The sequence below is a fragment of the Mediterraneibacter glycyrrhizinilyticus genome, assembly GCF_015560805.1.
GTDB lineage: Bacteria > Bacillota > Clostridia > Lachnospirales > Lachnospiraceae > Schaedlerella > Schaedlerella glycyrrhizinilytica_A.
In genome coordinates this window covers 14,155-28,742 of record NZ_JADMSO010000003.1, presented here as the reverse complement: position 1 = coordinate 28,742, position 14,588 = coordinate 14,155, and the positions used below count along the sequence as shown (strand labels likewise).

The following is a 14,588-nucleotide window of genomic DNA, read 5'->3' as shown; positions in this document are numbered from 1 at the left end:
CCCGGACTTTGGCTCGTCGCCTATACAAAAAAACAGATCTGAGGCTCTCATCTATAAGAGACACCCCAAACCTGTTTTGTTGCATTCCGTTCTTCTTTTTTCTAAAATTTTATGATTCCTTAGAAAGGCTTCCTTTTTTCGAACGTGTTTTGCTGTAAAGTACAAGCAGAACCGATCCGATCACACCGGCAGAAATCGCATTCATGATCGTAGCTACGATTCCCTGTGTGAAAACAAGATTTACAGGCTCTGCGTAAACAACGATATCAAGGATCGGTGCAACTACCGCCCAGGAAATTGCATTGGCTACGATCTGATATACGTTAAAACGGATAATGTCTTTTTTTCCAAACACGCCCTCTTCCACTCTCATTTTCGGATAAACAAATCCGATCAAAAAGCAGCTCAGACCGCTGGCGATCACCCAGCTCCACCATGCAGAACCGTACTGAATAGAATCAGAAAGCGCATGTCCGATGAACGCGATCAATCCTCCGGCGATCGGTCCGAACAATGCCGCAAAAAATGCGCCGATGCCGTATGCCGTCTGGATATCCGTCTCCGGGATTCCTGTCGGGATCTTCACATACATGAACAGCAGTGTAAATAATGCTGCTCCCAAACCTGTTGCGACGATTGTCTTTGTCTTGAACTCAAAAAGTTTTTTCTCCATTTTCTCTTCCTCCTTTGATAACTGCCGTTATACGAAATACTACCTTATGTATTCTACCTTATCAAGTACTATTTTGTAAACTCGATCGTCCACTCCGGACCGTAGCTTAAATTATATTTGTCGCAGAAGCTTCCCTGACTTACAGCCATTGCGACTTTCATCATCTCATTGTTGTAGATCATCGGATCACCTTTCTGCGCAAATCCAAAACTCTGATGGAACAGTACCTTTTCTTCAAATCCTTTCTCACCCTCATGTCTTACCGTCACATTAATGTGATCGCCATATGCGAATCCCGCTTCCTGGAATGCTTTCAACGGGATATTGGTCCACAGGTTTCCGAAGTTCGGATCGTTGATCTCAAAAATTCCCTGTGCTTTTCCCGGCTCTACAACCGGCTCGTGCATCTCATGTTCTACAATTTCTTCTACCGGGTACTCCGGTCCTACGCCCTCAAAATCAATGATTCCGCTTGCAAGACGTGCTGCAGTATATCCGAACAGGTCTCTTCCGTGGAAAATCGCAACATCCTCTGTTCCTTTTCCGCGCAGACGGTTTACGGATTCGTCGATCTCGCGAACCGCTTCGATTCCGATCAGACGTTTTACATGTGTCAGAGAACCGTTATCCGGTGTCACAATGTAGTATCCGTCCACTGTTTTCGCCACGCAGGCACGACGGCTTGTTCCGACTCCCGGATCAACTACGGATACATAGATCGTTCCCTCCGGCCAGAACTGAAGACTCTGATACAGACGGTAACTTGCACTCCATGTATCATACTGCGGCAGTTCATGGGTTCCGTCCATGATCTCCAACTCACGGTCTACCGTCTTTACCACTCCGTACATGGAGCTGACCGCACCCTCTTTGTAAGTAAAATCTGTCTGAAAAACTAAAATTGGTTTCATTTTATTTCCTCCTTATATTTTGTTTTCTATTTTCTTTATACAAATGGATTCCAGAATCTGGATCCGTTTACAAATATCGTCAGTGCAAGAGAACCTGCCAGCACGACTGCTCCAAAGAGCATCGAGAACCAGTCGCCTTTTTTCAGCGGCTTTGCAACGTACCATGTACGTTTTTTGTGCTTTCCGAAGCCACGAAGTTCCATCGCGTTACTGATCAGTTCGATCCGGTCAAGCGTGGAAAAAATAAGCGGAACACAGATGTTCATGATATTTTTTACGCGCACTCCCAGTTTTTCTTTCTTTGAAAGATCCAGACCACGGCTCTGCTGTGCAAGAGCAATATCCTGATAATCACGGATCATATCCGGGAAATAACGCAACGTCAGAGACAACGCATACGCTCCTTTGTAATTGATTCCCACACGGTTTAATGATGCTGCGAATTCACTCGGATTCGTTGTCAAAAGAAAGATCATTCCCATCGGGACAACCGATGCATATTTTGTGATCTTTGTCACCTGATAGAGCAGCTGCTCCAACGTCACCGTATACCGTCCGCTGAACCGGAACAATTCATGATTGGTTCCGTAAATCTCAATCCCATATTGCGGGCTGAACAAATAAGTCAGAAAAAAGTTCATTGCCAAAAAGATGATCACATAGATCGTCATTAGTTTGATCTGTTTGAATTGCAGCCCCGACATTTTAAAGAAGATAAGCGACAACAGCATCACCAGTAAAATATATCGGATATCATAGGAGAACATCACGGAAAATGTCATACAGATGAAACATACTAATTTTGTCAGACCGGACAAATTAAAAATAAAATTATCCCGGTCAATATAGTCAAATAATTTTGCTTTCATCAGCGGTATGTCCCCCTTTCATAATCAATAAAATTCTGTACAAATACAGACGGATCTTCGATTCCGATCTTCACTGCCAGATCATACAGCGATGTCGTCTTTAAGTTTGCTCTTCCCGCGATCTCCTCATTTGTAAGGATCTCAACCGCGCTCGCATCTCCGATCTTCTTTCCATCGGAAATTACGATCGCATGCGGTGTGTATTCCAGCATCAGATGCATATCATGTGTGATCATGATGATCGTAACGCCCTCTTCATTTAACTTTTTCAGAAATTCCATGATTTCCGTGTAATGGTGATAATCCTGTCCGGCAGTCGGCTCGTCAAGGATCAGTACTTTCGGATCCAGGGCAAGCATGGACGCGATCGTCACACGTTTCTTCTGTCCGAAACTCAATGCGGATACCGGCCACTTTTTAAACGGTGCAAGTCCGCAGATCTGCAGCGCCTTATCTACTTTCGGCTCGATCTCTTCCTCCGCAACGCCGCGGATACGAAGTCCCAGCGCCACCTCGTCGTAGATCATCGGTTTACAGATCATCTGGTTCGGGTTCTGCATCACAAATCCGATCAAATGAGAACGTTCTTTGATCGTCTGCCCTTTCAGATCCTGATCTTTATATAAGATCCGTCCCTCATCTTCGGTCACAAACCCACAGATTACTTTTGCAAGCGTACTTTTTCCCGCCCCATTGGTTCCGACGATGCTGACCATCTCTCCCTCGTGGATCTGAAAACTTACATCCTGCAAAATCTTTCTTTTTTTCGTATACTGAAAACTCAAATGCTCTGCTTCCAAAATCACCGGGCGCTCTGCCTTTGGCTCTTTTTTCGTCTGTTCCAGATTCCATTTCAAAAGCGGTTCTTTCACTTTTTCAATATCCAGCGTTGCCAGTCTTCCGGCATGCATATCCGGCGTCACCTGAATGCCGGCATATTTCATTGCCGTAACATGAAGCGGCTCACGGATTCCGAGTTTGGAAAGGATATCCGCCGACATCAGTTCATCCGGACTCATATCCGCCGCGATCCGCCCGTCGCTGACCACGATGATCCTGTCTACATCCCGGTACAATACGTCTTCCAGACGATGTTCAACGATCACAACCGTCTTTCTGGAATTTTTCCATACACGGTCGATCAGATCGATCGCCGTCTTCCCGGTTGCCGGATCCAGGTTAGCAAGCGGTTCGTCGAACAGCAGAATATCCACATCATCCACCATAACGCCTGCAAACGATACGCGCTGCTTCTGACCACCTGACAACTCAAACGGTGAGGATTTCAACAGTTTTCCCATATCGACAATTTCTGCAACTTTCTGCACCTGCGCTTTCATCTGCTCCTGTTTCACACAATCGTTTTCCAGAGCAAATGCCACGTCCTCTCCTACCGTCAGACCGATGAACTGTCCGTCGGCGTCCTGAAGAACGGTTCCGACTTTTTTGGAAAGTTCAAAAATGTTCATTTCTTTTGTTTCTTTTCCGCCGATTTTCAGGCTTCCTTTGATCTCGCCCTTATACGCAAACGGAATCAATCCGTTCAGACAGTTGCCAAGCGTACTTTTTCCGCTTCCGCTCGGTCCGACGAGCAATACTTTTTCGCCCTCATAAATCGTCAGATTAATATCATGCAGTGTCGGCTCTGCCTGACTGAAATACTGAAAGCTGAAATCTTTGAATTCGATCACAGGTTTTCGTTCTGTATAATTCATTGTCTCCTCCCGTTCCTACCATCTGAACTGGATCTGATATTTCCCGGAACAGAAATAATATTTGATCCTTGCATATGGTTTTTGTTTTTTATCAAAAAGCAACTGTTCAAAATGAAGCACCGGCGTTCCCGGCTCGATTTTCAAAAACGGAACGACCTGCTCGTCCGCCTCCATCAGCTGAACGCTCATCTCCGATCCGGCAGCCAGCCGATAAAGCCCCTTGTTCATAAATTCCAGTAACTGCTCTTCATTTCCCGTGTCGATCTGATTTTCCGCCAGCACATCCAACGGAATCTGCAGAAAACTCTGCCCGATCGGGTCGTTCTCTCCCACATAGACATTATTGCTTGCCAGAACTTCTTCCCCATCCGCCAGATGAAGTTTGATCTGTGCGATCTTTGTCGGAAGCCCCATATTATAATCTATCCGAATATCGGTAATCTTTTCCAACGCATCTTCCGAAAGGAAATTATAAATCTTATCCGCCTGCTTCTTCGCCCGATCATACGAAACAAAAGTCCCTTTTCCCTGCTTTTTATAAATATATCCATCCTGATTCAGGATCGTCAATGCCTGACGCAATGTATTTCTGCTCACATGATATTTCTCAGCAAGAAGATGTTCGGACGGAAGAAGGCTTCCTTTTTCATACACTCCGTTTACAATATCTTCATACAGCTGATTGTAAATCGGAATATACGACGGCATTCCTTTTTTATGCGGATTTACCTTCTCCGCTCCCGAATCTTTCTCCTGCTCTTTCTGCACATTTTCCTGCTGACCGCCATTTGCCGGCTTTGTCAATGTACCCCATTCTCCAATCTTCCGAAATCCGATCCGATGGTAGAGATTGTGTTCCTCACCCTGAATGCTGAACAGACATGGGGTCTTTCCTTTCGCAAGGATATCCCTGCACAGTTTGCTCACAACCTGTCCGCCGAGTCCCTGCCCTCTTGCTTCCGGAGCTGTCGACACACCGCCGATCATCGTCGTGGCTTCGCATTGTGCCGCACTGTTCGCATGTGCGATGATTTTCCCGTCTCTTCTTATTATATAGTGAACTCCGCAATTCTTCCCGATCCGGTCCGCGATCATCTGTTTCGATGTGTACAAATGCCGCAATTCGTCAATGCTCTGCAAAAATGCAAAAATATCATCCACATCTTCCATACCTGCCGCATGGATTTCCGGATTTTCCTTTTCCAGGCATGTCTCATCCGCAAATAAATACAAACCTCTCGACTCCAGGACATGCTCGGTTAAAATCCGTTGTACGATCTGTACAGTCTGCGTTTTTCCCATCACAACATCCGGGATATAGCTGGAAAATAACTGTTCCAGAAATGAGATATTCACTTCATTTTCCCGGCAGTACAAAAGAAAATTCTGGTAGAAGCAAAGATAAACACCTTTTATCTCTCCTTGCTCCTCATCCATATACACGGTCTGAAACGACTCTTCAAATCCGAAATCTTCAATGTCTGCCAGCAAAAATGTATTATATACCGCCTCTTCTTTTAAATATGCCAGAAGCCATTCTTTATCTTTCTCGGTACATTCTCTGACCATCGTGTTCCCTTTCTAATCTTCGTAAATAATCTTCGGCGCTTTGCGGATCGTGATCCTCCAGTTCGTTCCGGTGCCGATATTATAAGCACGCGCAAAACTTCCCTGGTTGATCGCCACTGCCATACAGTCCAGACTGTTGACATAGACAAGCGGCTCTCCTACATACACATCCGCAAAACTCTTTGCGTAAACCAGAATATTCTTGTAAAGCGTTCTGGTTTCATTTTCTATACTGATCTCCACTCTTCCGCCATGACCAACGCCGAGCTTTTTAAACAGTTCTCTGGAAATGTTCGTCCAGAGGCTTCCGAAACGTACGTCCAGTACGTCGATCGTACCGCTCACTTTTTCTCCGTCGTAAACCGGCTCTACGATCGGCAGCTCGATCACACTGTCCACATCAACCTCCGGTCCGACTTCCTCAAAGCTGATCACACCGGCTGCAAGCTTCGCTCCGGTATAAGCGTAGATGTCTCTTCCGTGGAACGTATAGCTCTCTCCGGAATTCGGCAGTCTGTTCACACTCTCGTCAATCACTCTTGCTCCGTCCAGCCCAATGATCCGTTTTACATGGGTCAGAGTTCCGTTGTCCGGAGATACGATATACTGTCCGCCTTTTGTCTTTACGACGATGCTCCGTCTTGTGGATCCGACTCCCGGATCTACCACGCTCACGAACACCGAACCCTCCGGCCAGTAGCTCACTGTCTGAATCAGCCGGTAAGATGCCTCCCAAATGTCATACTGCGGGATCTCATGTGTCAGATCAGAAATTCTCAGTTCCTGATCAACTCCATAGGCAACTCCGTACATTGCACTTACGGCTCCGTCTGCTGTTCCAAAATCCGATTGCAAAATAAGTGGTTTTTTCATAGTTTTCCTTTCCTTTTCGGCTAAGGGTTTTCGAAAATGCCCTTGCAAACACAGTATAGTTCGACAATGTTTCCACTGTCAATAGCAACTTGTTGAACAACTGGTTTTTGGATATGATATTATCTTATCTTTATTTATTAGTATTTTTAATAAACTGATTTTCTCTGTGTTTTTCCTGTGAGATATGGTATGATTTGATTAGTCTGAAATACAAGAAAACGATTGGAAAGGAATATAATTACCAATGCCTGATATTGAAACATTTGAAAAAATCTCAGATCTTTTTAAACAGTTGGGAGATCCCACAAGAATGCGGATTTTCTGGATTTTATGCCACCATGAAGAATGTGTGATCCATATTTCCGCCAGAATGGATATGAGCAGTCCCGCCGTCGCGCACCATCTCCGCCTGTTGAAAACAAGCGGTCTGGTCACTTCCAGACGGCAGGGAAAAGAAACCTATTACCGCGCCAGTGATTCCGACAAAACACAGGCGCTCCATCAGATGATCGAATATCTGATGGGACTCACCTGACAGCGCTTACCGACAGATCAGACGCTCTGCCCACTGCTGAAACTCTGTTTCGATTTCTCTCCAGTTTCGCTCCGATACGTCTGGTTCGGAATACAATTCTTGCGCTTCCATTTCCAGACTTCCCGTCATCAGATGGCGAAACTCGTAGACAAGAACCGCGTCATCAATTTCTTTCCAGGTTTGCTGTTCTTCCTCGGTCAGATTTTCCAGATGAAAGTGTTTCCAGATAACCGACATGATCTTCGCTTCGATTTCCAGATAATTGTTCAAGTGCTCTTTCACCGGTCGGATGATATCGGAAATATAAGCCTCGCTGGCATCGTGCAAAAGACAAGCCAGCTGCATCCTCTCCGGCAGTTCTCTCGCTTTCGCTTCTTTTGCACAGTTGATCGAATGCTGTGCAACCGAATAAAAATGCCGGATATGTCCGCCGCCCCTACATAAGAGACTTAACGCGCGGGCAATATCCTCCAGCGCAACATTTTCTTCCGTCATCCCCATCGGATCGAATGTTCTCCCGTAAAATGTGTTCATGACGCTCATTTTTCATTCCCCTGTCTATTTGATATACTCCTACAATAAAACGCTGAAAAAGTTATGTCAAATATTTTTCACTGCATCTTTCATTTCTTTTATATAGCTTCCGATGTATTGAGGCGCCGTTTTCCCATAGTTTTCCAACAATTTTACAATTGCAGAACCGACAATCACGCCATCCGCAACCCCTGCCATCTTTTTTGCCTGTTCCGGAGTAGAAATGCCAAATCCGATCGCACACGGGATTTTTGTGTACGTTCGGATAATCCGGACAATCGACTCCAGATCCGTATTGATCTCATTTCTCATTCCGGTAACTCCAAGGCTGGATACAAGATACAAAAATCCCTCTGCCTCTTTCGCGATCATTCCTATACGCTCCTCGGAAGTCGGAGCAATCAATGAAATCAAATCTACCTGATACTTTCTGCTTATTGGAAGAAATTCCTCTCTTTCTTCAAAAGGCAGATCCGGTAAAATAATCCCATCGACTCCGATTTCTCCACACAATGCGAAAAAACGATCTGCGCCATAAGTAAAAACAACATTTGCGTAAGTCATGAATACGAATGGTATCGTAATCTCTTTTCGCAATTCCCGTACCATATCAAACACCCGATCTGTCGTAATCCCTCCTGACAACGCTCTGATATTTGCTCCCTGAATCACAGGTCCTTCCGCCGTCGGATCCGAAAACGGAATACCAAGTTCGATCAGATCCGCCCCGTTTCTCACAGCTTCCCGAACTGCTTTTTTTGTTGTCTCAAGATCCGGATCCCCACATGTTATAAACGGAATAAACGCCTTTCCTTTTTGAAATGCCAGTTCGATCTTACTCATAAATATCCTCCCCCCTATATCGTGCGATCGCCACACAATCTTTGTCTCCTCGTCCGGAAATCGTTATCACAATACTTTGATCTTTTTTCATTCCCGGCGCCAGTTTCATCGCATATGCAACCGCATGAGCAGACTCGATTGCAGGAATGATCCCTTCGGTCTTGGCAAGATATTCAAATGCATCTACCGCCTCCTCATCTGTAACCGGAACATATTCTGCCCTTCCGATATCATAAAGATGTGCATGCTCCGGTCCGATCCCCGGATAATCTAAGCCTGCCGAAATCGAATAGACCGGTGCGATCTGTCCATATTCATCCTGACAAAAATAGGATTTCATCCCGTGAAATATCCCGACTTTTCCTGTATTTATCGTTGCCGCAGTTTCAAATGTTCCGATTCCTCTGCCTGCCGCCTCACATCCGATCAGCCGTACAGACGGAACATCGATAAAATGATAAAAACTTCCGATCGCGTTTGAACCTCCGCCGACACAGGCAATGACCGTATCCGGAAGTTTTCCTTCTTTTTCCAACATCTGCAAACGGATTTCTTTGGAGATCACTGACTGAAAATCACGCACGATCATCGGAAATGGGTGCGGTCCCATGACCGATCCCAAACAATAATGTGTATCACTGATTCGGGAAGTCCATTCTCTCATCGCCTCAGACACTGCGTCTTTCAACGTTGCCGTCCCCGATGTGACAGGAATAACTTTCGCCCCAAGAAGACGCATCCGATATACATTCAACGCCTGCCGGATCGTATCTTCTTCTCCCATAAATACAACGCATTCCATTCCGAACAATGCGGCAGCGGTCGCTGTTGCCACACCGTGCTGTCCGGCCCCGGTCTCCGCGATCAAACGTGTCTTTCCCATTTTCTTTGCCAAAAGCGCCTGTCCTAATACGTTGTTGATCTTATGTGCCCCCGTATGGTTTAAGTCTTCCCGTTTCAAATAAATCCTGGCTCCGCCCAGATCTTCTGTCATTTTTTTTGCAAAATACAATCTCGACGGTCTTCCCGCATATTCATTGAACAATCCTGTCAATTCTCTGTTAAATTCCGGATCTGCCTTATAGACATTATATGCATTCTCCAATTCGATCACCGCATTCATCAATGTCTCCGGAATATATTGTCCGCCATGGATTCCAAAACGTCCCTTTTGATTCGTCATATATTTACCTCCTTTTGTTGTCGTACCGCCCGGATAAACGCCTCTATTTTTTCCGGATCCTTTTTCCCGTCCGTCTCAATTCCCGAACTGACGTCTACCGCAAACGGATGCAGTTCCTTAATTGCCACGCCGACATTTTTTTCGTCCAATCCTCCTGCCAGAAAATAAGGTCTCCGTATTTCTGAAAGGATCTTCCAATCAAACGTCTTACCTGTTCCTGCCCCGGAATCTGCCATAATGTAATCTGCCGTGCTTTGTTCTGCCGCTTTCAACACCATTCGATCGACAGCACGAACCGCTTGGATCAACGGTTTTTTCGTCTTTTCTCTCAGCTTTTTCAAGTAAGAAGCATCTTCGTTTCCGTGGAGCTGTGCAAGATCGATCACCCCGGATTCCAACAGTGAAACGACCTTATCTGCATCCTCATTTACAAATACTCCGACCGCCCGAATCGCTGGATCCAAATTTCTTTTCAATAATGCCGCTGTTTCCGGATCAACGTATCTTTTACTTTCTCTTGCAAATACAAAGCCGATCATATCCGGTTTCCATTGATTGACTATTTTTATCTCTTCCACCTTTCTCAATCCGCACAATTTAATTTTTGTCACTTTGCCTCATTCTCCTCGCAGTTCTTTTAATTTTTCCTTTTTATTGCCGGCCCGCATCAAAGTTTCCCCTACGAGGACAGCGTCAGCACCTATTTGAAACAAGTCAGAAACATCTTTTGCACAACGAATCCCGCTTTCTGCCACGAATAATACATCCCCCGGTACTTGTCCGCGAAGTCTTTTGCTATTTGACGTATCCACCGTAAAATCTTTCAAATTCCTGTTGTTTACACCGATTACGCGACACCCCGACCGAAGCGCCCTTTCTATTTCCCGTTCATCATGTACTTCTACCAATGCCGAAAGACCAAGTTCTTCACATATTTCAAGATATTTTTTGATTTCTTTTTCTGTCAGCAAAGAACAAATAAGAAGAATCGCCGATGCTCCTAAAAGTTTTGCCTCATAGATCATATATTCATCCACGGTAAAATCTTTTCGCAGGCAAGGGATTTTCACCTGTTCTGCAATTTCTTTCAAATACTGATCCCGTCCCAAAAACCATTTCGGTTCTGTCAGTACAGAAATACAATCCGCACCTGCCGCTTCATAATCTTTTGCAATTTGTATATACGGGAAATCCGGTGCGATCACTCCTTTTGACGGCGACGCTTTCTTACACTCACAGATAAATGAAACTCCCGGATTTTTTAGGGCTTTTTCAAATGCAAATGTTCCTTTCGGCAGTTCATATGCCCTTTTTCTGATTTCTTCTGACGGCACTTTTCGTTTTGCCATATCCACTCTTTCTCTTGCAAAATCTGCCAGCTTTTTTAAAATATAGTCCTTTTCTTCCACTCCATCCTGCATGTTTCCCTCCTAATTCCACTATTCCTGACTAAACCGGATTAATTTTTCCAGGATCTCCATCGCTTTTCCGGAATCGATCAGCTCTGCTGCCAATCGGATACCGTCTTTCAAGTTCTCTGCTTTGCCGCCGATATAAAGCGACGCTCCTGCATTCATTAACACTGCATCCCGCTTCGGACCCTTTTCCCCTCTTAAGATTTTTCTTGTGATTTCTGCATTTTCTTCCGGCGTTCCCCCTTTCAATTCTTCTTTTCTGCAACGTTTCAGTCCAAACTCTTCCGGTGTGATCACAGTAGAACGAAACCATCCGTCACGGATTTCACATATTTTTGTCGGTGCACTTAAAGAGATCTCATCTAATTTATCCTGCCCATATACAACCATCCCCCGCCGGACACCAAGATTCACAAGAACTTGCGCAAGCGGCTCCACCAGATAATCATCGTAAACTCCTAAGAGCTGCATACGAGGTGATCCCGGATTCGTCAACGGTCCCAGAATATTAAATACTGTCCGAAATCCCAATTCTTTTCGAATGGATGCCACATATTTCATGGAGGTATGGTATTTCTGCGCAAAAAAGAAACACATTCCCACTTCTTCCAACAGTTCCCTGCATTTCTCCGGACTTTGCTGAATTTGAACCCCTAGTGCTTCCAGACAATCGGCAGTTCCGCATTTCGAAGACGCCGCACGATTTCCGTGTTTTGCAACTTTCATTCCTCCGGCGGCTGCAACCAATGCCGCCGTTGTTGAAATATTAAAGCTTTGCGCATTATCACCACCTGTCCCCACAATTTCAAACAATTCCATGTTTGTATCTACTTGTATCGCATGCTCACGCATTGCAGCCGCACAGCCTGCAATTTCATCGGTTGTCTCAGCTCTTGCACTTTTCGTTGACAGCGCTGCAAGAAATGCAGCATTCTGCGTCGAAGTCGTTTTCCCGCTCATGATTTCATTCATCACTTCATAAGCCTCTTCATACGTCAGATCTTGTTTATTGACAATTTTTACAATCGCTTCTTTGATCATCTCATTCACCTCTCCTTTTTCGTAGCAATAATTTATATACAAAAAACGCCCTTGACAGAAAATACCTATATTTTCTGTCAAGGGCGAATCTCATATACTTACATTGTATACCACTCATCCGCGGTGCCACCTTGATTCATGGGGAGTCCCCCATGCACTTAGCAAAGATACCAACATATCCCCGGCAACTAACGTATGCCTTCACGTTACAGAATACTCTGCTGCATATCACTTAAACTAATCTGATTTACAACATTTGACTGTACCCTCAGCAGTCCATTTGACAACTTGTTTCTCACCCGGCTCTCAGCTCCCCAGGCTCTCTGTAAAGGCATCATTGCCGTTATCTCTGCTTCATCGGTTTGATGTGTTAAATTATTAAATTAATTTAGACTGAATTATAGCACTCACTTTTTCATGTGTCAATGGTGTGATTTTAACCTGTTTTTATTTCCTCTTCTGTTTCTCACTCAATAAACATTTTCATTCTCCCGATAACTTCTCCAGACATTTTCAAAGAAATCATCCTCTTTCGGGATCGGTCTTACTTGCCTCCATTCAAACTGACAGTATGCTCCCTTATACTGTACTTCCTGAACCCATTCTCCTTTGCTTCCATCATCCATTTTAAAGGTAAATACATCCGGTAATTGCGCAAATGGTTTTGTTCCATTCGGATCCGTATATAATGCGCTTCCTCTGCTTTTTCCGCCATTGGAAATATAATCTAACATCGCAGATAAATATACAAACTGAGCGATCAACTCATCCCGCAATCGGAAAGCCCATTTCAGTTCTTTTACAGAGGAAATTTTCACACGGTCAGACAGACTTTCTATCACTTCCGGCAACTTTTTACAATAAGCTTCGATTTCCTCTTTATTCCGGATTGCAGCGCCGCACATGCTCATGTTTTTTGCGGCATGCATATGTAAATTTCTTACATTTGACTCCGTCGATTTCACATTCTCTGCAAACCGGTTCATTTGTACCAACGCTTTTTGGGCTATGTCTGAAAATAAAGTTTCCTCTTCCGGCATGCCTTTTCCAGTTTTTGCAATATACTGCGCCGCGCGCATGCTTCCAACCTGTCCCGCATTTAAAGCAGTCCCTCCCGGACGATATACCCCGTGACTTGCAGCGACTTCCCCTACTGCAAAAAAACCTTTTACATTTGTCTGCCACCAATGATCGATCGCAAGTCCGCCATTATTATGCTGAGCACAAAGAGAGATTTCAAGCGGTTCCGTTTCCAGATCAACACCTTTGTCCCGATAAAACTCAACAGCAGGAAGATTCATATGCTTTAACCGCTCGATCGGCGTTCCAAAACAAGCTCCGGCACTTTTCAGATATTCCTGCGCTTCCTTTTCCAGTTTCTCATAAGAAAAGCCTCCCCGAACCGGATTTTCTCGATAGTCCAAAAATACACGCCTTCCTTTACAAGTTTCCAGGTAAACCAGAATATCGATAATGGAACTTCCTGATGTCACTTTTCTCACATCAAACGGCCACTGATAACCTTTTAAAAATAGTTTGCTTAACATTTCCTCTGGATTTTCAAAAAAATCCATCAGGAATTCGCGCTCATCTGTTCCATCTTGATTTATGGAATACATACGTGGCAATACCTGCATATATGTCCCTGATACATTCCACCGTGGATTTAGGGAAGCCATACCATATTGCCACTCTGTAAGGTTTTTCCCTTTCGCACCTGCTTCCAATGCCACACCTGTTGCGCCGTATTGTGAACCCGGATATACACTGTTAGCATACATACCCGCTGGTCCCCCGGTTGCATACACAACATTTCTGCACTGAATCACTACAAACAGTTCCTCATTCACAACTGCTTCCGTATTCAAACATAACAAACCATACACTTTTTTCCCATCACTCAGAATCTGGATGACCTGCATATGATCCAGCATCGGGATTCCTTTACTCAGGACTGACCGTTCCAATTTTTCTGTCATCTGTTTACTGGTATACGGTCCTACACTGGTCGCACGGCGTCTTGGATCATGATCTGTCTTATATCCTACATATTCACCGTATCGATTTTTCGGAAACGGGACTCCTAATTCTACCAATCGCATAAAGCTCTGTACGGAAAGCGCAGCCTCACATAATGCCAGATCTCCATCTACACATTGTCCTGTAAAAAGATTTTCTGCCATCTCCATCACACTATCCGGAATTTCTCCTGATAACGTCAATTTATAATAAGTCTGCTTATCACTTCCTGTATTCCTGCTCGTCCCCGCCATACGATTTTCTGTTACAATTAAAATATCTTGCTGTCCTAACTCCCATAGCCGATCCGCTGCATTATATCCTGCGGCTCCGGTTCCGACGATCACCGTATTACAAGATAAAAGCCTCGCTGAAATTTCTTCTGTTTTTAAAATCTGCTCTCTCATA

Annotated in this window: 14 protein-coding genes; 1 reads left to right on the top strand and 13 read right to left on the bottom strand. The window is 44.6% G+C overall.

Translation table 11 applies throughout. The annotated features are described in order from the left end of the window. Positions 1–109: 109 nt before the first annotated feature. From I2H87_RS03805 to I2H87_RS03780, 6 genes are all read right to left on the bottom strand, one after another. The gene (locus I2H87_RS03805) at positions 110–673 is read right to left on the bottom strand and encodes an ECF-type riboflavin transporter substrate-binding protein (protein WP_009268442.1); all 564 of its coding nucleotides are present in this window, start codon (positions 671–673) and stop codon (positions 110–112) included. Between the two features lie 68 nt (positions 674–741). Continuing rightward, entirely contained in the window at positions 742–1,584 is an 843-nt protein-coding gene (locus I2H87_RS03800) for an SAM hydrolase/SAM-dependent halogenase family protein (RefSeq protein ID WP_195609373.1), read from the bottom strand. A 35-nt stretch (positions 1,585–1,619) separates the two neighbouring features. Then, the gene (locus tag I2H87_RS03795) at positions 1,620–2,453 is read right to left on the bottom strand and encodes an energy-coupling factor transporter transmembrane component T family protein (protein ID WP_195609372.1); all 834 of its coding nucleotides are present in this window, start codon (positions 2,451–2,453) and stop codon (positions 1,620–1,622) included. Beyond that, the gene (locus I2H87_RS03790; RefSeq protein WP_009268445.1) at positions 2,453–4,168 is read right to left on the bottom strand and encodes an ABC transporter ATP-binding protein; all 1,716 of its coding nucleotides are present in this window, start codon (positions 4,166–4,168) and stop codon (positions 2,453–2,455) included. Before I2H87_RS03790 ends, I2H87_RS03795 begins: the two co-directional genes overlap by 1 nt. 15 nt (positions 4,169–4,183) lie before the next feature. Continuing rightward, entirely contained in the window at positions 4,184–5,737 is a 1,554-nt protein-coding gene (locus tag I2H87_RS03785; protein WP_195609371.1) for a GNAT family N-acetyltransferase, read from the bottom strand. A gap of 12 nt (positions 5,738–5,749) precedes the next feature. Next, positions 5,750–6,610 (bottom strand): SAM hydrolase/SAM-dependent halogenase family protein, encoded by an 861-nt coding sequence (locus I2H87_RS03780; RefSeq protein ID WP_009268447.1) that lies wholly within the window; start codon positions 6,608–6,610, stop codon positions 5,750–5,752. Between the two features lie 244 nt (positions 6,611–6,854). Between I2H87_RS03780 and I2H87_RS03775 the strand changes: the two genes are divergently transcribed. Continuing rightward, positions 6,855–7,145 (top strand): ArsR/SmtB family transcription factor, encoded by a 291-nt coding sequence (locus I2H87_RS03775; RefSeq protein ID WP_195609370.1) that lies wholly within the window; start codon positions 6,855–6,857, stop codon positions 7,143–7,145. A gap of 6 nt (positions 7,146–7,151) precedes the next feature. On the opposite strand, the gene I2H87_RS03770 is transcribed toward I2H87_RS03775, so the two are convergent. The 7 genes from I2H87_RS03770 to I2H87_RS03740 all read right to left on the bottom strand — a co-directional run bounded on the left by I2H87_RS03770 (position 7,152) and on the right by I2H87_RS03740 (position 14,587). After that, positions 7,152–7,688 carry an HD domain-containing protein gene (locus tag I2H87_RS03770; protein WP_195609369.1) on the bottom strand — a complete coding sequence of 179 codons (537 nt, stop codon included), beginning with the start codon at positions 7,686–7,688 and terminating at the stop codon, positions 7,152–7,154. A gap of 57 nt (positions 7,689–7,745) precedes the next feature. Continuing rightward, a complete protein-coding gene (gene trpA / locus I2H87_RS03765) occupies positions 7,746–8,522 on the bottom strand; it encodes a tryptophan synthase subunit alpha (RefSeq protein WP_195609368.1) in 777 nt (258 codons plus the stop codon). Continuing rightward, positions 8,515–9,705 (bottom strand): tryptophan synthase subunit beta, encoded by a 1,191-nt coding sequence (gene trpB / locus I2H87_RS03760; RefSeq protein ID WP_195609367.1) that lies wholly within the window; start codon positions 9,703–9,705, stop codon positions 8,515–8,517. Before trpB ends, trpA begins: the two co-directional genes overlap by 8 nt. Next, positions 9,702–10,316, bottom strand: a complete 615-nt coding sequence (locus I2H87_RS03755) for a phosphoribosylanthranilate isomerase (RefSeq protein WP_195609366.1) — start codon at positions 10,314–10,316, stop codon at positions 9,702–9,704. Before I2H87_RS03755 ends, trpB begins: the two co-directional genes overlap by 4 nt. Before the next feature lie 6 nt (positions 10,317–10,322). Next, positions 10,323–11,126 (bottom strand): indole-3-glycerol phosphate synthase TrpC, encoded by an 804-nt coding sequence (gene trpC / locus I2H87_RS03750; RefSeq protein ID WP_195609365.1) that lies wholly within the window; start codon positions 11,124–11,126, stop codon positions 10,323–10,325. 18 nt (positions 11,127–11,144) lie between these two features. Next, positions 11,145–12,161: an anthranilate phosphoribosyltransferase gene (gene trpD, locus I2H87_RS03745; protein ID WP_195609364.1), complete on the bottom strand. Its 1,017-nt coding sequence runs from the start codon at positions 12,159–12,161 to the stop codon at positions 11,145–11,147. Between the two features lie 470 nt (positions 12,162–12,631). After that, the gene (locus I2H87_RS03740; RefSeq protein WP_195609363.1) at positions 12,632–14,587 is read right to left on the bottom strand and encodes an FAD-dependent oxidoreductase; all 1,956 of its coding nucleotides are present in this window, start codon (positions 14,585–14,587) and stop codon (positions 12,632–12,634) included. Position 14,588 lies beyond the last annotated feature (1 nt).